Annotated in this window: 18 protein-coding genes; 6 read left to right on the forward strand and 12 right to left on the reverse strand. The window is 72.4% G+C overall.

The window, feature by feature from the left end; translation table 11 throughout:
• Nucleotides 1-160 precede the first annotated feature (160 nt).
• The 3 genes from AC07EJ_RS24355 (at nt 161) to AC07EJ_RS24365 (ending at nt 4,460) form a co-directional block, all read left to right on the forward strand.
• Nucleotides 161-1,606, forward strand: a complete 1,446-nt coding sequence (locus tag AC07EJ_RS24355) for a helix-turn-helix domain-containing protein (protein ID WP_389490501.1) — start codon at nt 161-163, stop codon at nt 1,604-1,606.
• An 86-nt stretch (nt 1,607-1,692) separates the two neighbouring features.
• Nucleotides 1,693-3,507, forward strand: a complete 1,815-nt coding sequence (locus tag AC07EJ_RS24360; protein ID WP_478884921.1) for a S9 family peptidase — start codon at nt 1,693-1,695, stop codon at nt 3,505-3,507.
• Nucleotides 3,508-3,590: 83 nt separating this feature from the next.
• Nucleotides 3,591-4,460: an SURF1 family protein gene (locus AC07EJ_RS24365; protein WP_389490496.1), complete on the forward strand. Its 870-nt coding sequence runs from the start codon at nt 3,591-3,593 to the stop codon at nt 4,458-4,460.
• 86 nt (nt 4,461-4,546) lie between these two features.
• Here AC07EJ_RS24365 and AC07EJ_RS24370 read toward each other — a convergent pair whose 3' ends face one another.
• From AC07EJ_RS24370 to AC07EJ_RS24400, 7 genes are all read right to left on the reverse strand, one after another.
• Complete coding sequence (locus AC07EJ_RS24370; RefSeq protein ID WP_393587918.1) at nt 4,547-5,662, reverse strand: hypothetical protein; 1,116 nt, start codon at nt 5,660-5,662, stop codon at nt 4,547-4,549.
• Between the two features lie 65 nt (nt 5,663-5,727).
• Entirely contained in the window at nt 5,728-6,396 is a 669-nt protein-coding gene (locus AC07EJ_RS24375; protein WP_389490491.1) for a SigE family RNA polymerase sigma factor, read from the reverse strand.
• 357 nt (nt 6,397-6,753) lie between these two features.
• Complete coding sequence (locus AC07EJ_RS24380; protein WP_389490488.1) at nt 6,754-7,821, reverse strand: aspartate-semialdehyde dehydrogenase; 1,068 nt, start codon at nt 7,819-7,821, stop codon at nt 6,754-6,756.
• Entirely contained in the window at nt 7,821-9,101 is a 1,281-nt protein-coding gene (locus tag AC07EJ_RS24385) for an aspartate kinase (protein WP_266561917.1), read from the reverse strand. The genes AC07EJ_RS24380 and AC07EJ_RS24385 overlap by 1 nt, the downstream gene beginning before the upstream one ends.
• 215 nt (nt 9,102-9,316) lie before the next feature.
• Entirely contained in the window at nt 9,317-9,976 is a 660-nt protein-coding gene (locus tag AC07EJ_RS24390) for a DUF5063 domain-containing protein (RefSeq protein ID WP_389490486.1), read from the reverse strand.
• Nucleotides 9,969-10,568, reverse strand: a complete 600-nt coding sequence (recR, locus tag AC07EJ_RS24395; protein WP_100596382.1) for a recombination mediator RecR — start codon at nt 10,566-10,568, stop codon at nt 9,969-9,971. Before recR ends, AC07EJ_RS24390 begins: the two co-directional genes overlap by 8 nt.
• 90 nt (nt 10,569-10,658) lie before the next feature.
• Nucleotides 10,659-11,000 carry a YbaB/EbfC family nucleoid-associated protein gene (locus AC07EJ_RS24400; protein ID WP_362901186.1) on the reverse strand — a complete coding sequence of 114 codons (342 nt, stop codon included), beginning with the start codon at nt 10,998-11,000 and terminating at the stop codon, nt 10,659-10,661.
• 429 nt (nt 11,001-11,429) lie between these two features.
• On the opposite strand from AC07EJ_RS24400, the gene AC07EJ_RS24405 reads away from it, so the two are divergent.
• Nucleotides 11,430-12,191: an SLATT domain-containing protein gene (locus AC07EJ_RS24405; protein WP_389490482.1), complete on the forward strand. Its 762-nt coding sequence runs from the start codon at nt 11,430-11,432 to the stop codon at nt 12,189-12,191.
• A gap of 119 nt (nt 12,192-12,310) precedes the next feature.
• Here AC07EJ_RS24405 and AC07EJ_RS24410 read toward each other — a convergent pair whose 3' ends face one another.
• The 5 genes from AC07EJ_RS24410 to AC07EJ_RS24430 form a co-directional block, all read right to left on the reverse strand.
• Nucleotides 12,311-12,961, reverse strand: coding sequence for a hypothetical protein (locus AC07EJ_RS24410; RefSeq protein ID WP_362901190.1), 651 nt, complete (start codon nt 12,959-12,961; stop codon nt 12,311-12,313).
• Nucleotides 12,962-13,029: 68 nt separating this feature from the next.
• Nucleotides 13,030-15,534: a glycosyltransferase gene (locus tag AC07EJ_RS24415; RefSeq protein ID WP_389490479.1), complete on the reverse strand. Its 2,505-nt coding sequence runs from the start codon at nt 15,532-15,534 to the stop codon at nt 13,030-13,032.
• Nucleotides 15,531-16,217: a GntR family transcriptional regulator gene (locus AC07EJ_RS24420; RefSeq protein ID WP_389490477.1), complete on the reverse strand. Its 687-nt coding sequence runs from the start codon at nt 16,215-16,217 to the stop codon at nt 15,531-15,533. The genes AC07EJ_RS24415 and AC07EJ_RS24420 overlap by 4 nt, the downstream gene beginning before the upstream one ends.
• A gap of 102 nt (nt 16,218-16,319) precedes the next feature.
• Nucleotides 16,320-17,675 (reverse strand): aspartate aminotransferase family protein, encoded by a 1,356-nt coding sequence (locus AC07EJ_RS24425; protein WP_362901195.1) that lies wholly within the window; start codon nt 17,673-17,675, stop codon nt 16,320-16,322.
• Between the two features lie 63 nt (nt 17,676-17,738).
• Nucleotides 17,739-18,599, reverse strand: coding sequence for a VTC domain-containing protein (locus tag AC07EJ_RS24430; RefSeq protein WP_478884922.1), 861 nt, complete (start codon nt 18,597-18,599; stop codon nt 17,739-17,741).
• A 253-nt stretch (nt 18,600-18,852) separates the two neighbouring features.
• Between AC07EJ_RS24430 and AC07EJ_RS24435 the strand changes: the two genes are divergently transcribed.
• Complete coding sequence (locus AC07EJ_RS24435) at nt 18,853-20,748, forward strand: serine/threonine-protein kinase (protein ID WP_478884923.1); 1,896 nt, start codon at nt 18,853-18,855, stop codon at nt 20,746-20,748.
• Nucleotides 20,749-20,879: 131 nt separating this feature from the next.
• On the forward strand, nt 20,880-22,433 hold the full coding sequence (locus AC07EJ_RS24440) for a substrate-binding domain-containing protein (RefSeq protein ID WP_478884924.1): 1,554 nt from the start codon (nt 20,880-20,882) through the stop codon (nt 22,431-22,433).
• Nucleotides 22,434-22,495: the final 62 nt, after the last annotated feature.

A 22,495-nucleotide genomic window follows, 5' to 3' on the forward strand; every position in this document is an offset into this window, starting at 1 on the left:
CGTAAGTGCTGGGTTAATCAGACTTAATCGATCGATCAACTTAGGGGGTGGCGTGAGGGCTGACAAGAGGTGAGACTCAAGTGCCCTGCGGCGAGCGACAGTTGCGGGAGCGAGCGGAACGGAACCACGGAGCGGGACAGGAAGGGCGGCGCGCCGCACGATGACGCACGACAGCACCCCGGAAGCGGGCGACCCCGACCCCGTACCGGACGGGGAACCCGGCCTCGCACCGGACGTCGACCCGGCCGACGAACCCATCGGCCGCCGCGTCCTGCGCCTGCGCACGGAACGCGGCCTGACCCAGCGTCAGGTGGCCGAACCCGCCTACACGCCCGCGTACATCTCCACCCTCGAAGCGGGCCGGGTCCGCCCGTCCGAGGCCGCCCTGCGGCACGTCGCCGAGCGGCTCGGCGTGACCTACGAGGAGCTCACTACGGGGCAGCCCGCCCACCTCGCCACCCGGCTGCGCCTGCGCCTCACCGAGGCCCAGCGCGGGCTCACCACGGGCGCGGCGGAGGAGGCCGCCGTCCTCTACGAGGAGCTGCGGACCGAGGCCGAGCGGCACGGCCTCAGGTCCGAACAGGCCGCCGCCGAACTCGGCCTCGGCGAGTGTTCCCTGGAGACCGGTGAACTCCCCGACGCCCACCGGCACTTCGAAGCCGCCGAGGCACTGCTCGTCGCGGCCGGAGCGCCGCTTCCGCAGCGCGCCCCCGCCGTACGCGCGCGTGCCGTCGCGCACTACCTCTCCGGAGAGCTGCGGTACGCCTGCTACCTCCTGGAGTCCGCGCTCGACGAGCTGAACACCAGCGGCCTGCACGACCCGGACGCCCTGCTGCTGCTCTACACGGCGACCATCGCCCCCTACATGGACATGGGGGCCCACGCGCGCGCGGCGCAGGCCGCCGAGCTGGCGCTCTCGCTGGCGCCGCAGGCGGGGGACCCCGTGCTCGTCGCCAAGATGCACCGTTCGGTGGCCCGTACGCTCCTCGCCGAGGGCCGCGCCGCGGAGGCCGACGCCTCCCTGAGCAAGGCCGCCGAGCTGTACCAGCGGCTCCAGATCCGCACCGAACTCGCCCACTGCCACTGGATGCGCGGCTATGTGCACGCCCAGGGCGGCCGGCTCGCCGATGCGGAGCGGGAGTTGAGGACCGCGCGCGACATGCTGTCGGCCAAGCGGGCGGTGCTCTACACCACGCAGGTCGAGGTCGAGCTCGCCGACGTGCTGCGCCGCAGGGGCAGCAGCGACGAGGCGGCCGCGCTGCTGCGGGCCCTGCTGGGCGACCTGAATCCGGAGCGCGGCGCCGTCCACGCGGCGGGCGCGCACCGGCTGCTCGGCATCATCGCGGAGGAGTCGGGGGCCGCGGGCGACCCGGAGGACACGGCGGCGGCCGAGGCCGCGGAGGAGCACTACGTCACCGCGCTGAGCCTGCTCGAACGCGCGGGCGCCGCGGGCGACCTGGCCGACCTGTGCCGCCTGCTCGGCGACCTCTACCGCCGTACGGGCCGTATCGACGCCGCCCTCGACACGTACCGCACGGGCCTCGGGCACCGCGCCGCGCCCGGCACCACCACCCTCGGCCCGGCCCCCGCCGAGCCGCCCGTGTGACCGGGAAGTCATCCACAGGCCGGAGTTGTCCACAGGCTGGGGAACCTCGTCGGCGGATTGTCGGCCGGTGGAGGCACTATGGGGCCATGACTGAGAGCAACGGGGCCCCTCGGGGCGCGGGCGGCGGATCCATGCCGGACTGGGAGAAGCGCTTCCGCGCGCCGCGGGTGTCCCTGCCCGACTGGGCCGAGGACGCGCCGGACCGCTCCCTGTTCGTGTCGAACGCGACGGGGACGTACGAGCTGTACGCGTGGGACCGGGCGACGGGCGAGCAGCGCAGAGCGACGGACCGGCCGAACGGGACGACGGACGGCGTCCTGTCCCCCGACGGCGAGTGGATCTGGTGGTTCAGCGACAAGGACGGTGACGAGTTCGGGGTGTGGCTGCGTCAGCCCTTCGGCGGGGGCGACGACGTCCCCGCGGTGGACGGGCTCGAGGCCTCGTACCCGGCGGGCCTGGCCATCGGGAGGGACGGCTCGACGGCGGTCGTGGGCCGCTCCACGGACGAGGACGGCACGACGATCCATGTCGTCCGCGGCGGCGGCGCGCCCCAGGAGATCTACCGGCACCGCGAGTCGGCCGGCGTCGGCGACCTCTCGCACGACGGCACCCTCATCGCCATCGAGCACACGGAGCACGGGGACGCCATGCACTCGGCGCTGCGTGTGGTGCGGCCCGACGGGACGACGGTCGCCGAGCTCGACGACACCAAGGGCGGCTCGCAGGAGCTGGGCCTGGAGGTCCTCGGCTTCGCTCCGGTCGACGGGGACACCCGGCTCCTGGTCGGGCATCAGCGGCGCGGGCGCTGGGAGCCGATGGTGTGGGACGTGGCGTCGGGCGAGGAGACCGACCTCGCGCTCGACCTGCCCGGCGACGTCTCCGCCGAGTGGTATCCGGACGGCTCTGCGCTCCTGGTCGCGCACAGCTTCGAGGCCCGCAGCGACCTGTGGCGTTACGAGGTCGGCTCGGGCGCACTGACCCGCGTCGAGACGCCGCCGGGCACGGTGTCGGGGGCGACCGCGCGGCCCGACGGCAGCGTGGAGTACCTGTGGTCCTCGGCGGCCGAGCCGTCGGTCGTCCGGTCCACGTCGGGCGGTGTGGTCCTCGATCCGCCCGGGCTCAAGGCGCCGGCGTCCGTGCCGGTGGAGGACGTGTGGGTCGAGGGGCCCGGCGGCCGCATCCACGCCCTCGTCCAGAAGCCGGCGGGGACGACTGGGCCGCTCCCCACGGTCTTCGAGGTGCACGGGGGGCCGACCTGGCACGACAGCGACTCGTTCGCGGCCGGCCCCGCGGCCTGGGTGGACCACGGGTACGCGGTGGTCCGCGTCAACTACCGGGGCTCGACCGGATACGGGCGCGAGTGGACGGACGCGCTCAAGCACCGCGTCGGCCTCATCGAGCTGGAGGACGTCTCGGCGGTCCGCGAGTGGGCCGTGTCGTCCGGGCTCGCCGACCCCGACCGGCTCGTTCTCGCGGGCGGCTCGTGGGGCGGATACCTCACCCTCCTCGGCGTCGGCACCCAGCCGGACGCCTGGGCGGTGGGCCTCGCCGCCGTGCCCGTCGCGGACTACGTCACGGCGTACCACGACGAGATGGAGGCCCTCAAGGCGCTGGACCGCACGCTGTTCGGCGGCACCCCGGAAGAGGTCCCCGACCGCTTCACCGCCTCGTCCCCGCTGACGTACGTGGACGAGGTGAAGGCCCCGGTCTACGTCTCGGCCGGGGTCAACGACCCGCGGTGCCCGATCCGCCAGATCGACAACTACGTGGACCGGCTCGCGGCACGCGGCGCGACGCACGAGGTGTACCGGTACGACGCGGGGCACGGTTCGCTCGTCGTGGAGGAGCGGATCAAGCAGGTGCGGCTGGAGCTGGACTTCGCGGCGCGGCATCTGAGCTGACGGACCCGGCGGCGCTCCCGCCTCGGGGACCCGGGCCCACCCCGCGGCCGGGGTCCCCGCGCGGGAGCCGTACCGTGGGGAGGGTGTACCGGTTCCTCCTGACCCCCCGGTGGTGGGGGATCAACGTGTTCGTCGTGCTCGCCATCCCCTTCTGCGTCTTCATGGGCTCCTGGCAGCTCGGCCGCTTCGAGGACCGGGTGCAGGGCCACAAGGACGCCTCGGCGCAGTCGACGGCGAACGAGAAGGCCGCGCCCCGGCCGCTCGGCTCCCTGCTGCCCGTGGACCAGACGACGTCCGGCAAGCGGGCCACCGCGACCGGGCACTACGGCAAGCAGCTCCTCGTCCCCGACCGTGAACTCGACGGCAGGACCGGCTTCTACGTGGTGACGCTGCTGCGCACGGACGGGGGCGACGGCAGGGCGCTGCCCGTCGTACGTGGCTGGGTGCCCGGCACGGCGAGCGCCGCGAAGGCTCCCGCCGCGCCCCGGGGCGAGGTCACCGTCACCGGTGCGCTCCAGGCCTCCGAGAGCCCCGGCTCGGGCGGGGCGCCCGCCGCCGGGGGCCTGCCGGCCGGGCAGCTCGGCGCGATCAGCGCCGCGTCCCTGGTGAACCTCGTCCCGTACGACGTCTACGACGCGTGGGTCACGCTCGACAAGGCGGACTCCGGGATGACGGCGGTACCGGCTACGGCTCCAGAGGGCAGCGGGCTCGACCTGAAGGCGTTCCAGAACCTGGGCTACACCGGCGAGTGGTTCGTCTTCGCGGGCTTCGTGGTCTTCATGTGGTTCCGCCTGCTGCGCCGCGAGGCGGAGTTCGCGCGGGACGCGTCGCTGGGGCTCACGGAATCGGATGCACCCGGCACCGAGAGCGCGCCGGACGCATCGGACGGGCCGGCCACAGTGAGCCCGCAGGACTCGCCCGAGTCCGCGAGCCCTGAGACGGCGCGAGGCTAGTCCGGCACCTCCCCGCACGGGCGGGGACGGGTGGGGGCGGGGCGCTCACCTCCAGGCGCGACGCCCGTCACCCCGATCGCCCCGCCCTAGGAGGCCGGCAGAACCCCGGTGCGATACACCGTTCCCGCGCACGCGTTGGGGATGGTCGTGCTGGAGGACGGGCTGCCCGCTTCCGCTGTGTGGGAGACCGCGACGCTGCCGTCGGCCGTGGAGCCCTCCGCCACCAGCTGCGTGGACAGGCCGCTCTGGTCCGGGTTCGAGCCCGTGGCGTCGCCCGTGGTGCCGCCCGACGGGGTCGGGCTCGGCGACGGGTCGCCCCCGCCTCCCGTGGTCGGGCAGGTCGCGGACGGGACCCAGGCGAAGCGGACCTCGTAGGACATCCCCGGTTCGAGGATCAGCTGACTGGGCTCCGTCGACGGGTCGGGCAGCCCGGTTGCGGCGTCGCCCGCCGTGTGGTCGACGACGTTGACCTTGGCCGGGTCGGCCGCGCCCTGGGCGACGACGGAGACGGCACCGGGGGCGTCGACCGAGCAGTTCGCCTGGGAGACGTTCGTGACGCGGAACGAGCCGTAGACCGTGCCGCCCGCCTCGGCCGCGCCGACGTTCGCCGAGGCGCCGCCGAGGTCGGTCGCCGCGCAGACCGGCGAGCTCGCGGCCGCCGTGCTCGCGGGATCAGGGCCGCCGGTGGCACCACCACCCGCACCCTTGCCCTTGTCGCCGGGCTTGTCCTTCTTGCCGCCCTTGTCCTTGGACTTGGACTTGCCCGAAGGGCTCCCCGTGCCGTTCTCGCCGCCGTCGGGCCCCTTCCCGGAGCCCGTGCCGCCGTGCGACGCCTCGCTGTTCCCGGCGATGGACGGCCGGTCGTTCGACCCGCTCTGGCTCGTCACATGGACGAGTGCGGGGATCGCCGTGCCGATGAACAGGGCCGCGGCCGCCATGCCGACGACGGCCTGCCGCTTGCGGGCCCGACGGGCGGGCACGGCGCGGCGCAGATGCTCCAGCGTCCCGCTCTTCGGCTCGATCTCCTCCACGGCCTCGTGCAACAGGCGCCGCAGCGCCAGCTCGTCACCGCCGAGGGAGTCCAGGGGGTCACAAGAGTCCAGGGGGCCGGGAGAGTCCGGGCCGCCGGCGGAGTCCGGGCGGCCGAAGGGATCCTCGGGACCGCCGAAAAGGCCGTCGTTCCGGCCGGGGCCGTGATTCACAGTTCCATCCCCGGATCCCACACGCCTGTTCTGCTCATCACGATCGTTGCGGTGCTTGTCGCTGCTCATGCGGGGGCCTCCATGGCGACGCGGAGCGCCGCTATGCCCCGGGATCCGTACGCCTTCACGGACCCGAGGGAGATGCCCAGCGCCTCCGCCACCTGTGCTTCGGTCATGTCCGCGAAGTAGCGCAGGACGAGGACCTCGCGCTGGCGGCGCTGCAGCCCGCGCAGCGCCTTCTTCAGCTCGTCACGCTCGAGGAGGTCGTAGGCGCCCTCCTCCGCGCTCGCCATGTCGGGCATCGGCTTCGTCAGAAGCTTCAGGCCGAGGATGCGGCGGCGCAGGGCGGAGCGCGAGAGGTTCACGACCGTCTGCCGCAGGTACGCGAGCGTCTTCTCGGGTTCGCGCACTCTCTTGCGCGCGGAGTGGACCCTGATGAACGCCTCCTGCACGACGTCCTCGCAGGAGGCCGTGTCGTCCAGGAGCAGGGCGGCGAGACCGAGGAGCGACCGGTAGTGGGCGCGATAGGTCTCGGTGAGATGGTCGACCGTGGTGCCTGCTGCCATCGTCTCCTCAGCGCCTTCGCGCTGAGCGGGTATGCGGGCAGGCCGCGCTGCTGGCATGGGGGCGATCACCGGCATGCCGCCGGACGAACCGGACATCCGGGGACGCCGGGGCGGGCGAAGGGCTGCGCCCCGCGCCTGAACCGCTGTGAATTCGAGTACCTCTGCCACGCCTGTTGGACACGCTTCCCCCCGTCAGGGTTGTACGCGACAGGCGTCCTGTTTGCGGCAGGCATCATCCATGACGCTGCGTCAAGTGCCCTCATGCGTACCCGCTCTTCCCCTATGCCCCAGTTTCCGCTGGCGCCCCTAGGCCCTGCGCCCCCGAAAGGCGATCGCAAAGACGCTCCCCGTCCCGTGCGCGGTTGCACGGGACGGGGAGGGATCTCTGACGAATCTTCAGGTGCGCGGACCCTCGCGTTCAAGTGGTAAAGACCACCGATCGCCCACAGGTCCTTCACAGATCCTATAAAGCGCGCCGGATAAAAGGAGCCCGAGTCCGACTTCCGGACGGCGAAGAGGCCGAACTCACGTGGCGGGCGGGAACTCCTGGGCCACCAGCTCGGCGATCTGCGCGGTGTTCAGGGCCGCGCCCTTGCGCAGATTGTCCCCGCACACGAAGAGTTCGAGCCCGGCCGGATCGTCGAGGGAGCGCCGGACGCGGCCGACCCAGGTCGGGTCGGTGCCCACCACATCGGCGGGCGTGGGGAACTCACCGGCGGCCGGGTTGTCGAAGAGCACGACACCGGGCGCGGTCGCGAGGATCTCGCGTGCCTTGTCGACCGTGACCTCGCTCTGGAAGCGGGCGTGGACGGTGAGGGAGTGCGTGGTGACGACGGGGACGCGTACGCACGTCACCGCGACCTTGAGGTGCGGCAGGCCGAGGATCTTGCGGGACTCGTCCCGCACCTTCATCTCCTCGGAGGACCAGCCGTCCTCGCGCAGGGACCCCGCCCACGGCACGACGTTGAGCGCCACGGGCTCGGGGAAGGGGCCGGTGTTGTCGCCGACCGCGCGGCGCACGTCGCCGGGGTTGGTTCCGAGCTCCGTGCCGGCCACCAGCGACATCTGCTGGCGCAGCGTGTCGATGCCGGCGCGGCCGGCCCCGCTGACGGCCTGGTAGCTGGAGACGACCATCTCGCGCAGGCCGAACTCGGCGTGCAGGGCGCCGATGGCGACGATCATCGACAGGGTCGTGCAGTTGGGGTTCGCGACGATGCCGCGCGGCCGCACGCGCGCGGCGTGCGGATTGACCTCGGGCACGACGAGCGGCACGTCCGGGTCCATGCGGAAGGCGGCCGAGTTGTCCACGACGATCACCCCCTTGGAGGCGGCGACGGGCGCCCACTGCGCGGAGATCTCGTCGGGTACGTCGAACATCGCGACGTCGACGCCGTCGAAGGCCTCCTCACAGAGGGCCACGACCTCGACCTCCTCCCCGCGCACGGCCAGCTTGCGGCCGGCCGAGCGCGAGGAGGCGATCAGGCGGATCTCGCCCCAGATGTCCGCGTGCTGCGAAAGGATCTGGAGCATGACCGTGCCGACGGCCCCGGTCGCTCCCACGACCGCGAGCGTCGGCCTGCCGGTCTGAGCCATCAGCGGCCGGTGCCTCCGTAGACCACGGCCTCGTCGGAGTCCGAGTCGAGGCCGAAGGCGGTGTGCACGGCGCGCACGGCCTCGTTCACATCGTCGGCGCGCGTGACGACCGAGATGCGGATCTCGGACGTCGAGATGAGCTCGATGTTCACGCCCGCGTCGCTGAGCGCCTCGAAGAACCCGGCCGTGACACCCGGGTTCGTCTTCATACCGGCGCCCACGAGGGAGATCTTGGCGATCTGGTCGTCGTAACGCAGGGACTCGAAGCCGACCGCGCTCTTCGTCTTCTCCAGGGCGTCGATGGCCTTGCGGCCCTCGGTCTTCGGGAGGGTGAACGAGATGTCCGTGAGGCCGGTCGAGGCCGCCGACACGTTCTGCACGATCATGTCGATGTTGACCTGGGAGTCCGCGATGGCCCGGAAAATGTTCGCGGCCTCCCCGGGCTTGTCCGGGACGCCGACGACGGTGATCTTCGCCTCGGAGGTGTCGTGAGCGACACCCGAGATGATGGCCTGCTCCACCTTCTGGTCCCCTTGATCAAAGTGCGGTTCGTTGCTGACCCAGGTGCCCTGCAGTCCCGAGAAGGACGAGCGGACGTGGATCGGGATGTTGTACCGGCGCGCGTACTCCACACAGCGGTGGAGCAGCACCTTGGACCCGGAGCTGGCGAGCTCCAGCATGTCCTCGAAGGAGATCCAGTCGATCTTCCGCGCCTTCTTCACGACGCGCGGGTCGGCGGTGAAGACACCGTCGACGTCCGTGTAGATCTCGCACACCTCGGCGTCGAGGGCCGCGGCGAGGGCGACGGCGGTCGTGTCGGACCCGCCACGGCCGAGCGTGGTGATGTCCTTCTTGTCCTGGCTGACGCCCTGGAATCCGGCGACGATGGCGATGTTGCCCTCGTCGAGCGCCGTCCTGATCCGCCCCGGGGTCACATCGATGATCCGGGCTTTGTTGTGGACCGAGTCGGTGATGACGCCGGCCTGACTGCCCGTGAAGGACTGGGCCTCGTGGCCCAGGTTTTTGATCGCCATGGCCAGCAGGGCCATGGAGATCCGCTCTCCGGCGGTCAGCAGCATGTCGAATTCGCGCCCGGCAGGGATCGGGGATACCTGCCCGGCGAGATCGATCAACTCATCCGTCGTGTCGCCCATCGCGGACACCACGACAACCACCTGGTTGCCGTTCTTCTTGGCGTCGACGATTCGCTTGGCGACCCGCTTGATGCCTTCGGCATCGGCTACGGAGGAGCCTCCGTACTTCTGCACGACAAGGCCCACGTGCGCTCCTCGCTCAGTTTGTCTCGGTCGGCTCAGTCTAACGAGCGGCCGAAATCGGCCCATGGAATACCACATCCTGAGATGTCCCGCCCAGGAAGTGATCACCGGGCATAGGAACCCGGTGAGGGCTTCACGCTCCGGCCGCTCGGACAGGCGCATGCCCCCGCCCCGGCCCGGCAACCGGAAAAGTGGGGTGGGTCACTTCACCGGACAGGTCATTTCACCGTACGCAGCCCCAGCGGACCCGCGATCTCCTCCGCCATGACCTTGCCCGCGGCCTCGGCGAGGGCGTCCTCGGCGAGGTCCTCGTCGGTGTCGAGGCCGTCGAGGTCGTCCAGCGGCTGGTTGAGGCGGACGTGCGCGACCAGGGACTGGAGCGCGCGCAGGGCGCCGGAGGCCGTGGAGCCCCAGTTCGAGAAGTAGGAGAACTGCCACCACCACAGCGCCTCGGTGGTGCGGCCCGCGCGGTAGTGGGCCATGCCGTGGCGCAGATCGGCCATGACGTCGGCCAGGTCGTCCGAGATCCGGCAGGCGACCGGGGCCTTGCGGGGCTCGTACGGGTCGAAGACCTCGGAGTACACGTCGATCGGCTCCAGGAGCCGGGCGAGCTTCTGGCGCAGGTCGTCGACGTCCGGCTCGGGGCCGAGATCGGGCTCGTAGCGCTCGTCGGGGACGATGTCCTCGTGTGCGCCGAGCCGGCCGCCCGCGAGGAGCAGCTGGGAGACCTCGAGGAGCAGGAAGGGGACGGCCGAGTCCGGCTCGTCGCCCTTGCCCACTTCGGCGACCGCGACGAGGAAGGACTCGATCTGGTCCGAGATCTGGACCGCGAAGTCGTCCGGATCGTCCTTGACGGCGTTCAGTGTGGCGTCAGACATCTAGGAGTCGTCTCCCCTCGAAGGCGCGGCCGAGCGTGACCTCGTCCGCGTATTCCAGGTCGCCCCCCACCGGGAGCCCGCTGGCCAGGCGGGTGACCTTGAGGCCCATCGGCTTGATCATGCGGGCGAGGTACGTCGCCGTGGCCTCGCCCTCCAGGTTCGGGTCCGTGGCCAGGATCAGCTCGGTGACCGTGCCGTCGGCGAGACGGGCGAGGAGTTCCCTTATCCGCAGGTCGTCCGGGCCGACCCCCTCGATGGGGCTGATCGCCCCGCCGAGCACGTGGTACTTGCCGCGGAACTCGCGGGTCCGCTCGACCGCGACGACGTCCTTGGGCTCCTCGACGACGCAGATCACCGTCAGGTCGCGGCGCGGGTCGCGGCAGATGTTGCACAGCTCCTCCTGCGCCACATTGCCGCAGGTCGCGCAGAAGCGGACCTTCGCCTTGACCTCCATCAGGGCCTGCGCGAGACGCCGTACGTCCGTCGGCTCCGCCTGGAGGATGTGGAAGGCGATCCGCTGCGCGCTCTTGGGACCGACGCCCGGCAGCCTGCCGAGCTCGTCGATGAGGTCCTGGACCACGCCTTCGTACACGGAGTGCCTTCCGACTTCTGCTTGGTGGTGCTGTGCCGCTGAGCATGCCAGCCGCTGAGTAGTACGTACGTTAGTTGCGCTGCGGCTTCCTTAGAAGGGAAGCCCCGGGATGCCTCCGCCGCCCAGGCCCTGGGCCAGCGGGCCGAGCTTCTGCTGCTGGAGCGTCTGCGCGTTCTCGTTCGCCGCCTGGACCGCCGCGACGACCAGGTCTGCGAGGGTTTCGGTGTCTTCCGGGTCAACGGCCTTCGGGTCGATCACCAGGCCGCGCAGCTCGCCGGAGCCGGTCACCGTCGCCTTGACGAGACCGCCGCCGGCCTGGCCCTCGACCTCGGTCCGCCCCAGCTCTTCCTGAGCCTTGGCGAGGTCCTGCTGCATCTTCTGGGCCTGCTGCAGCAGCTGCTGCATGTTGGGCTGGCCACCACCGGGAATCACGATCAGCTCCTGTTGCGTCCTGTTTCGACCTGCGACCACGGGCGGGGTCTCCGCCCTGGAACGAGCCTACGTGGTCGGGGTGTCGCCCGCTCCGGCACCTTTCGCTGCACTCTTTCGAGTGAGTCGGGCACCCTGCCTATACCTGATCAAGACCTACTTCCGGGCGGAAATCCTGCGAAAACGGGTCCTTGGCCACCCGTTGGGCGGTAGGAAGATGCTCTGCACATGAGACCGACCGGCAAATGGGGGGTGGGCGAAGGAGCGGGGCTGGGTGCGTGCGGCTGCAAGGCGGAGGATTGAGGCATGGCGGAGCCATGGTGATTGACGACAACGCCGCAGATGTGCGCACCCACCCCCGCGACGCCGCCCCCCATTTGCCGGTCGGTCTACGCCCCATCCGTGACCAGGACCAGTCGTAGGGAGTGCCGGGTGAGCCAGCCGGATATGCAGCCCGAGGGACCGCCGCAGGAGGAGCGGGGCGCGCGGGGCGAGCGCAGTGACGGCACGGGTGAAGCGGTGCGGCCGGGCGACCTGACCGGGCGGACCTTCCCCGTCGGTGACTGGGGCGAGCCCGCCGAGCGGCTCGACGAGCTCTACCGGTGGGTGGAGCGCGGTGCGCTCGACACGGCGTGCTGGTACCTCGCCGACCGGGTGTGGAAGCGGCGCGGGGCGCGGGCGCTGCGCGGCGGCGCGGTCGTCGGCGCCCTGTCGGGGGCGGCGCTGCCGCTGCTCGATCTGACCGGGGCCCTCGGCGGCGTCGCGCCCTGGGGGTATCTGGCGCTGCTGCTCGCGGTGGCGTGCGTGGCCTGCGACCGGCACTTCGGGCTCACGTCGGGCTGGATAAGGGACGTGGCCACGGCCCAGGCGGTGCAGCGGCGGCTCCAGGCGCTCCAGTTCGACTGGGCGTCGGAGAGCGTGCGGGAGGTGCTCGGCCCGACGGAGGGCACGGCCAGTGAGGCCGCCGAGCGGTGTCTGTCGGTGCTGCGGCGCTTCACGGACGACGTGACGGAGCTGGTGCGGGCGGAGACGGCGGACTGGATGGTGGAGTTCCGCTCGGGTCCCGCGCCGCTGGTGATGCAGTCCTCCGTCGCCCCGGGAACCCGCCCCGTGGAGCCGCCGCCGGGCCGTTTCCCGCTCCCCCCGGGCGCCCGCCCGAACATGCCCCGCCAGCGCCCGCCCGAGCCGCGCTGAGCGCTCCGCGCGGCTCGGGGGCCGGACGGCCGGGGGCGAGCTGCCCGTGGTCGACCGTCCGTGCGTCGTGGCTGGTCGTGCCGTCCCCCGCGTCCCTTCGGGGCGCAGAACCTCCGGGTTCAGCTGAAGATGATCATCGAGCCTTGGGCCAGGCTCCGGGTCGCGGCCGCGTGCAGGCCGAGCCAGACGTGGCGTTCGCGGGCGAAGGGGCTGTGGTCGAGGGGGGCCGGGGCCGCCGGTTCCTCCAGGGCCGTGGGGCCCTCCGGCGGGACCGGGGTCGCCGGCGGGTTGGCCGGGTCTATGCCGATCGATCTGGCCACGTACTCCAGTTCCCGCAGGAGCGCGTGGGAGGAGCCGAGGGGGCCGCCGCCGGCGAGGAGTTCGTCGTTGGACAGCGGGCTCGGGAAGTCCACGGGGACGTACGCGCCCGCGTGGTCGTAGTGCCAGACCAGGTGCGACTGCTGGGCCGTCGTCTCGAACATCTCCAGGAGCTGCTCGTAGTCGCCGCCCAGGTCGTCGACCGGGGTGACGGCGAGGCCGCACATCTGGAGGAGGTACGCGCGGCGCAGGAAGTGCAGCGCGTCGTAGTCGAAGCCGGCGACGGGGGCCACGTCACCGGAGAGTCCCGGCATGTACGAGTAGACCGGCACCGGCGGCAGCCCTGCCTCGTGCAACGCCTTGTCGTAGAGCGCGAGTTCCTCGGCGAAGGGGTTGTCGGGGCTGTGGCACAGCACGTCGACGAGCGGGACCAGCCACAGGTCACAGGCCAAGGCGACTCCTCCGGTGGTGAAGGCCGTAATGAAAGGCGGAAAGGCAGCGTAATGCGCGGGGAGCCGGTTCAGCTCCCCCTCTGCACATTGCTCAGATCCCAGATCCATACGCCTCCGGTCCACGTTCCGGCCCTGCCGACCAGCTGGTCGACCGTCGCCCGCAGCACCCCGTCGTTCGCCTGCGGGGCGAGCACGAGGACGCCGGCGTGCCAGTACGCGAAGTCGCGGCGGGCCTGGGCGCGCCACGCGTCGGTGATCTCGGGGGCGCGGCCCGAGTAGCGGATGTCGCGCAGCAGGTTGGAGGTCCAGCGGGGCGAGGCGCCGTAGATGCCGACGTGGTCGGGGCCGTACGGGCCGTTGAAGTAGCCGCCGGGGAGGCGGAAGCCGAGGCCGGCCTCGGTCTGCCAGTGCAGGGCCTCCGCGTTGCCCGGGTCGGGCAGCGGCACCGGCACGAGGCTCTCGCCGGGGCCGACGTACCGCTTCCAGGTGCCGTCGGCGACGAACGCCGGGACGTCGGCCCGGTCGACCGCCCTGAGCGGCGCCGGGACGATCGGCACGAGCGCCGCGGCGACCGCCGCGAGCCCGAGCAGCCGGTACGGCACCCGCACCGCGGCAAGGCGGTCCAGCGCGAGGGCGAGCAGCATCCCGAGCGCGGGCGCGCACACCATCGCGACCCGCGACTCGATGACCGACTCGAACAGGGGCTGGTGGGCGAGGAGCGCCCAGGGGCCCGGCAGCACGATGTCGGTCAGCGGGATGCGGAACTTCGGGCCGAGGGAGAGGAAGGCCGCCGCGACCGCCGTGAAGGCGAGCGCCTTGACGGCCGCGCCGCGCCACAGCCGTACGACGATCGCGAAGGCGAGCGCGACGAGCGGCCAGCCGTAGAAGGCGTTCTGCTCGGTCGGGTTGAGGGCGAGCGCGGCGGCGCGCTCGCGGGAGCCGGCGAGGGAGCGCTCGGCGAAGGAGAGGAGGGCGAGGGGGCTGTTGCCCGCGTTGTCGCCGTGCAGCACGCTCTTGTAGCTCTGCGGGCCGAGGAACTGCCAGTACAGGGGGAAGGCGATGAGCGGGAGCGCGACCGCGGCGGCGACCCCGAGCCCGCGCAGGAGCGGGCGCCAGGCCGCCTTCGCCACGTCCCTGCGCGCCAGGGCGTAGGCGAGCGCGAAGAGCACCATGCCGATCACGGCGAGCAGGAGCGGTTCCTCGCCGAGGAAGATCTGGTACGTCGCGAAGAGGCCGAGGACGACGCCGTCGTGCACCACGCGCTTGCCCTCGCACAGCCGCAGCGCCCGCTCGATGATCAGCGGGATCATGAAGAGGACGACGAAGTTCGGGTGCGCGTGCGCGTGGCTGATCATCGGGGGCGCGAACGCGGCGAGGAGCGCGCCGGTCGCGGCGGCCCACCGGGTCCGCACGAGCCGTTTCAGGATCAGCCGGTACCAGGCGAACGCGGTGGCGGCCAGGCCGCCCGTCATCGCCACGTTCAGGGCGACGGCGGGGCCGAAGAGCCAGGTCACGGGGGCGAGCGGGACGGACAGGCCCAGCATCGCGGTGTTGGCCATCAGGTTCACGCCGTCCGGGAAGCCCTGGAACGTCGTGAAGAGGGGGTTGTGGAGGTGGCGGACGCTGTCCGCCGTCACCGCGAAGAACCACTCCCACTGGTTCTGGTCCTGAAGGGAGTCGGGGAGGTAGCGGTGGGCGGGCGCCGCCCAGCGGCCCGAGTACAGGGCGACGGACAGGACGAGGAAGAGGGCCGCCACGAGGAGGTGGCCCTTCGGCACCGCCCGCGCCCTGAGCTTCACCAGGTCGGCCAGGACGCGCAGGTAGTCGAAGGGGCGGACCTTCGAGCCCGCCTGGTGCGACCACCGCACGGGTACCTCGGCGACCGGCCAGCCGGCGCGGCGGAAGTACATCAGTATCTCTACGTCGATGCCCCAGCCGTCCAGGTGTGCCGCGGCGAACGCGGCGCGGGCCCGGTCGCCGTCGAAGAGCTTGAAGCCGCACTGGGTGTCCCTGATGCCGGGGACGGTCGTCGCGCGTATCAGGAAGTTGCCGGTGCGGCCGAGGAGTTCGCGCAGCCGGTGCTGGCGGCGGGCGATCGTCGCGCCGGGCCTGGCCCGGGAGCCGATCGCCGCCGCGTGCCCCTCGCCGAGCGCCTTGTCGAGGGCTTCCAGCTCCTCGATGGGCGCGGCGAGGTCTGCGTCGGTGACCAGGACGCGGCGGCCACGGGAGGCGAGGACGCCCTGGCGCAGGGCGTGGCCCTTGCCGCGGTTGCGGGGGCTGCGGACGAGCCGGATGCGGGGGGTGCGGCCGGGGCCCTCCTGGGCGGCGGCCGCCGCGCGCTCCGCGATCTCGCGGGTGCGGTCGGTGGAGCCGTCGTCGACGACGACGACCTCCCAGTCACCCCACCGGTTCCCGCCGTCCCCGCCGTCCCCGCTGTTGTTGTTCAGATACGCGGTGACCGCGTCCAGCGTGGGGCCGAGCCGGCGCTCCTCGTTGTACGCGGGGACGACGACGGTGAGGTCCACGACGCCCGCGCGCGCGACGACAGGGCGGTCCGCCCGCTCCGTACTCACCGCGCGGCCAGCCGCTCGACGAGGGCGAGGGAGTCCGCGTTGTACGCGGTGACGATGTCCTGCGCGGCGCGGGCGTCCCGTTCCGCGAGCGCGTCGACCAGGCCGCAGTGCCCGGACCAGAGGTGGCCCCTGAGATCGTCCACGCGGCGCAGGTGCGGGACCGCGCACATCCACGACTGGACGCGCAGCCGGTGGAAGAAGTCGGAGAGGTACGGGTTCCCGAACAGGGCGCTGAGCTCGCGCCAGAACCGCAGGTCGTAGCCGATCAGCACGTTCAGGTCGCCGGCCGTGGCCGCGCGGGCGGCCTCCTCGCCGCGGCGGCGGACCCCGGCGAGGGCGGCGGGGGTGGCGTGGTGCGCGTCGGGGTCGGCGACGAGGCCGCGGAAGATGCCGTCGGTGACGAGGCTGCGGGCCTCGATCATGCCGCGGTAGTCGGCGAGGGAGTATTCGTGGACGGCGAAGCCGCGGTGCTGCGCGGAGTCCAGGAGGCCCTGCCCGGACAGGTCGACCAGGGCCTCGCGGACCGGGGTCGCGGAGACGCCGTACTGCTCGGCGATCTCCTTGACCGTGAACTCCTGGCCCGGTTCGAGCCGCCCCGCGAGGATCTCGTCGCGCAGGGCGTCGGCGATCTGCTGGCGCAGCGTGCTGCGCTGGACGGCAGCGCCGCCGTCGGTTCCGGGCACGTGGGTGTCCCCTCCCCCGTAGTGCGTCGTCAGCTGGTGAGGCTGTCCTGGTCAGCTGGTCAGCCTACGCACTACGGGGAGTGACACGGAGTGTCCCTTTCCCTACGCGGTGTAGCCGTCCGCCACGGTCAGTGCCTCGTCGAGCGCGGCGAGGCCCTCCTTGGCCTCGGCCTCCGTGACGTTGCACGGCGGGACCACGTGGGTGCGGTTCATGTTGATGAAGGGCCACAGGCCGTTCTTCTTGGCGGCGGCGCCGAAGGCCGCCATGGGCGCGTTCGCCGCACCCGCCGCGTTGTACGGGGTCAGCGGCTCGCGGGTGGCCTTGTCCTTCACCAGCTCCAGGGCCCAGAACATGCCGAGGCCACGGACCTCGCCCACCGACGGGTGACGCTCGGCCAGCTCGCGCAGCGCCGGGCCGATCAGCGTCTCGCCGAGGTGGGCGGCGTTCTCGACGACGCGCTCCTCCTCCATGACGTTGATGGTGGCGACGGCGGCGGCGCAGGCCAGCGGGTGCCCGGAGTAGGTGAGGCCGCCCGGGTAGGGGCGCTTGCCGAACGTGTCGGCGATGGCGCCGGAGATGGCGACGCCGCCGAGCGGGACGTAGCCCGAGTTCACGCCCTTGGCGAAGGTCATCAGGTCGGGCACGACGTCGTAGTGGTCGGCGGCGAACCACTTGCCGGTGCGGCCGAAGCCCGCCATGACCTCGTCGAGGATGAACACGATGCCGTGCCGGTCGCACAGCTCGCGCACGCCCTGGAGGTAGCCGGGCGGCGGCGTCATGATGCCGGCGGTGCCGGGCACGGTCTCCAGGATGATCGCGGCGATGGTGGCGGCGCCCTCGAAGACGATGGTGTCCTCGAGGTGCTGGAGCGCGCGCTCGCACTCCTGCTGCTCGGTCTCCGAGTAGAACGGGGAGCGGTACAGGAACGGCGCCCAGAAGTGGACGACGCCCGCCGAGCCCTGGTCGCTCGGCCAGCGGCGCGGGTCGCCGGTCAGGTTGATCGCGGTGGAGGTGGCGCCGTGGTACGAGCGGTAGGCGGAGAGCACCTTGTGGCGGCCCGTGTGCAGCCGGGCCATGCGGGTGGCGTTCTCCACCGCCTCGGCGCCGCCGTTGGTGAAGAAGATCTTGTCCAGGTCGCCGGGGGTCCGCTCGGCGATGAGGCGTGCGGCCTCCGAGCGGGCCTCCACGGCGAACGCCGGCGCGAAGGTCGTGAGGGAGGCGGCCTGCTCCTGGATCGCGGCGACGACCTTCGGGTGCTGGTACCCGATGTTCGTGAAGACGAGGCCGGAGGTGAAGTCGAGGTAGCGGTTGCCGTCGTAGTCCCAGAAGTACGAACCGTCGGCGCCGGCGACGGCGAGCGGGTCGATGAGCTCCTGTGCGGACCAGGAGTGGAACACGTGCGCACGGTCCGCGGCCTTCACGGCAGCGCCGACCTGGGGATTCGGCTGAGGGGTCATGGGCCCGAGGGTAAATGTCCGCATGGTGGAAGGGCCATCGGCGTCCTGTCTGTGGGACGGCGGCTAACGCGACACACTGTCGCCCTCGCCCGGAGGCACCGTCCCGGGGAACAGCGTCCGCACCGCTTCCCGCCACGGCCCGGCCGCCAGCTCGGGCCGCAGCGCGGCGAGCCCGCCGCAGTATTTGCCGAACGCCACGGGCGCCACCCCGAACCGCGCAAGCAGCCGGTCCGCGTCCGTCGGCCGCCCCGCTGCACCCGCCTTCCCCGCCGCACACGCCTTGGTCTCCACCAGCACACACCCGCCGTCCGCCCGCACCGCGCGCCCCTCCTGCGCGTCGCGCACGACGAGGCCCGCGTCGCAGGTGAACCGCTGCCCGTCGGCGACGAACGTCGCGCGCCGGTACTCGGTGACGACGCGGGCGGCGAGCTCCTGCGGCGCCCCGATCCCGTACGTGCCGCGCAGGACCCCGGCGACGAAGTGGCGCCGGGTGTCGTCGAGGGCGTGGTCGCCTTCGCCCAGGCGGGTCCGGTGCTTGACCGTCCCGCCGTCCGCGCCGCGCACCTTGAGCTCCAACTGCCGCTTCCCGCTGTCCTGGTAGAGCCGCTCCCTGACGCCGAAGCGGGGCGCGCGCTCCTGCGCGTGGTCGTGGAACGAACGCAGGGCGGGGGTGTCGAAGTGCGTCGAGCGGTATCCGAACCAGCGGCGGCCGCCGACGCACAGGGCGCGGTGGGGGCCGCCCGGCCTGCGGGGGTCGGTGAGCAGGGCGGCGAAGTCCTGGAAGATCTCGACGGGCACGAGATAGCTGTGGCCGTGGTGGCGCAGCAGCGGGGCCGCGGCTTCGCTCTCGTCGAGTCCGACGGGGCGGGCGGCAAGCGTGGCGCGCGCGAGGGCGCGGACGGCGACTGGCGTCCTGTTCAGCACACGGTCTCCTCGGTCGGGGGAGGTCGTAGACGTGAAGTGGTACGTCGTGACGTGGTCGTCGTGGGGCGTCGTGAAGTGGTGCGGCGTCGTGGAGTAGTACGTACCGGATCGCGAGATCGTTCCGGTTGGCGGAAACAATTTTCCACGAGAAGGCGGACCCTGTTACGGAACCGTAGACGCCGCCCCACCCCCAGTGTCACAACCGCCCACTATTCTCGGGATGTTGGTCACACATGGGGGAGGGTGGCGCGACATGGAGAAGCTGGGGGCGGGAGATCCGCAGCGCATCGGTGCGTACCGGCTGCTGGCGCGGCTCGGGGCGGGCGGGATGGGCCAGGTGTTCCTGGCGCGCTCGGACCGCGGGCGCACGGTCGCGGTCAAGCTGGTGCGCCAGGAGCTCGCCGAGCAGGAGGAGTTCAGGAACCGGTTCCGGCTGGAGGTGCAGGCCGCGCGACAGGTCGGCGGGGCGTGGACGGCGCCGGTCCTCGACGCGGACACCGAGGCAGACATCCCCTGGGTGGCCACGGGTTACGTGGCGGGGCCCTCGCTCCAGACGGTCGTCTCGCACGACTACGGCGCGCTGCCCGAGCGCTCCGTCCGGATCCTCGCGGCGGGCCTCACGCACGCGCTGAAGGACATCCACACCGCGGGCCTCATCCACCGCGACCTGAAGCCGTCGAACGTCCTGGTGACGATCGACGGACCCCGCGTCATCGACTTCGGCATCGCCCGCGCCCTGGAGACCGTGACGGACGGCGGCCTCACGAGGACCGGCGCACTGGTGGGCTCGCCCGGATTCATGGCCCCCGAGCAGGTGCGCGGCGACCGGATCACACCGGCCTGCGACGTGTTCTGCCTGGGCTCGGTCCTCTCCTACGCGGCGACGGGCGCGCTGCCGTTCGGCACGGCCAACAGCGGGGTGCACGCCCTGATGTTCCGTATCGCCCAGGAGGAGCCCGACCTCGACGAGCTCCCGGAGGGCCTCCAGGAACTCGTACGGGACTGTCTGCGCAAGGACCCCGCGGCACGCCCGACCCTGGACCAGCTCCTGGAGCGGACCGGCGCCGAGGACACGCTCGGCGACGGCGGACGCACGCGCGACCCGTGGCTGCCGGGGGCCCTGGTGGCCCAACTGGGGCGGCACGCCGTGCAGTTGCTCGACACAGAAGACCCAGACGGTGCGACCGGCGCGGCCGGGGCGGCCTCCGGGAAGCAGCCGCCCAGCCTCGCCAAGGAGAAGCCCGCGCCCGCCGAAACCGGCGCCGGGGGCGACGAGGGCCGCGGGGGCGACGAGGCGTCCCCTCCGCCGCCCGGCAAGCCCGGCGCCGCCCCTGTCAACCACCTCCCGACGATGGTCTCCCCCTCGGGCCCGCCCGCCCCCGCGCTCCCGCCGGCGGCCCCGCCCGCCTCGGCCGCGTACGGGTATCCGCACCAGCAGCCCCAGGCGCCCGTCTACGGCTACCCGCAGCAGGGCGGCTGGAACGGGACGCCGCCCTACGGTCCCGGCGCCACGCCCCCGTACGGTCCGGGCGGCGTCGTCCCCATCGGCGCGCCGCAGCCGGAGCCGCGGCGCAGCGGGCGCTCCTCGGCGGCGCTGATCGTGGTGGCGCTCGTCGTGGCGCTCGGCGCGGGCGGATCGGTGTACGCGCTGATGAGGGACGACGGCAAGCCGGCGGCCCAGAACGAGGACTCCAAGCAGCCGACGTCGGACGGGTCCACGAGCCAGGGACCGTCGACGAGCGGGCCCGGTTCGCAGGACCCGGGGACGTCGCAGCCGCCCCAGTCCTCCGAACCGCCCGCGGGCGGGGACGTGCCGACCGAGTTCCTCGGCGCGTGGAGCGCCGCCATCGACAACGCCACGGGCCACAACACGCGCAGTCTGCGGATCCAGCAGGGCAGCCCCGGGGACACGGTCCTGTCGATGACGGCGGACGGCCCGCTCAAGGGCGGCGGCACGTACCACTGCGTGTTCCAGGGCACGCTGGTGTCGGCCTCCGGAGGGACGCTGCGCATCGGCGCCACCGACGTCGTCTCGGGCCCCTCCGGTTCATGCAGTCCGGGCAAGCCGAGCACGGTCGAGGTGCTCCCGTCGGGCGAGCTGCGCCGCACCATGAACAACGGCGACGAGCTGACGTACAGCAAGGGGTGACCCGCACGACCCACACCCCCCGCGGCTGAACGCACGGCGAACAGCGGTCGACACCTCGGCCGCCGTCCGCCGTGCCGCCGCACGAGCCCCTACGGTGACTCCACCATCAGGTTCCGGGGGGAGTTCACACCATGGGCTGGCTCAAGGACGCACAGAACCTCGTCGCCATCGCCACGACGGTGCTGTCCATCGCCGCGTCCCTGGCGCTGTGGTACGTCGAGCGGCGCAAGCAGCACAGCAAGCGGATCGGCCACCGCATCCAGATGGACATCCCGCTCAGCCGCGCCATATCGGAGGACCTGCCGGGCCCGGACGGGCTGATCCCGCGCCGCAACATCACCGAGGACACCACCCTGGTCCTCCTGCGGATCGAGAACGACGGCGCGGCGACGATCACCGACGGCGACTACATCTCGCAGCCCGCGGGCCTGACCGTGACGTTCACCGGGCGCCGCATCACCGACGCGTACCCGGTGCAGCCCGCCCTCACCTCGAACACCGCCCGGCAGATAAGGCTCGACGCGCGGCCCGTCCACGAGCCGGGCGGGAACAGCCTCCTCCTGCCGCCCGTCGCCCTCAACAGCGGCGACTACTACAAGCTCCTCGTGATGCTCCGCGGCGGCGACGCGGGCACCGAGGTCGGCGTCGAGGGCCGGCTCAACGACGGCACCGTCCACCCCAACCAGGGCGCCCACCCCGACGACAAGCCGCCCCTGTTCAGCGCGCTCGGCCGCTGGACCGTCGGGATCCTCGGCACCGGCATGGCGATCCTGCTGGTCCTCGCCACACTGCCGGACCCGGTCCCGCAGCCCCGCGGCTGCGCCTCGGGTTCGCTCACCCTCACCGGGTCGTCCGCGTTCCGGCCCGCGATGGAGGCGCTGCGCGACGCGTACACGCGCGACTGCGACGACGCGACGATCACCGTCGCGACCAGTTCGAGCGGCACCGGCGTCCGCCAGCTCCTGGAGTCCGACCCCTCGGACTCGGCGGGCGAGCACTCCGGTGTCATCGCCTTCTCCGACGGCCCGACCTCCGAGAGCGACCCCGAGGGCAAGCTGCACAGCGAGAAGGTCGCCGCGATGGCGTTCGCCCTGATCGTCAGCGACGCCGTGGTCGTCCACGGCAAGCCGCTCACCAACCTGACCGTCTCCCAGGTCCGCCGGCTCTATCTCGGCGACATCACCAACTGGCGGGACGTGGGCGGCCCCAACCTGCCCGTGCGCACCGTCCGCAGGACCGGCAGCTCCGGCACGCGCGGCGCCTTCGAGGCCCGCGTCCTCGGCCGCCCCGACTCCTTCTCGACGTCGTCGAGCGACTGCCGCACCAAGGACCTGCTGCCCACCTCGAAGGTGCTGCGCTGCGAGGAGCACAACACGCCCGACCTCCTCGACCGGGTCGCGAAGGTCGACGGCACGATCGGCTACGCGGCCCCGCCCGAGGGCACCCCGCGCAAGGGCTCCCACACCCTGGAGCTGAACGGCCTCGGCCCCTCCGGCGAGAACATCACGAAGGGCTACCCCTTCCACGCCGTCGAGCACGCGTACACGATCGGCAACCCCCAGGACGGCTCCCTGGCCGACAGCTTCCTCGACTTCCTCACCCAGGGCGCCGCCGACCGCGTCATCGCCCGCGCCGGCCACCTGTCCTGCACCTCCCCCGACGGCTACGCGGCCTGCCGCGGCTGAGCCGCCGGGACCCGCACACACGCAGGCGCCCCTGCCCGGCTCCTTCGAGCCGGGCAGGGGCG

The sequence above is a fragment of the Streptomyces sp. NPDC045026 genome, from assembly GCF_056432625.1.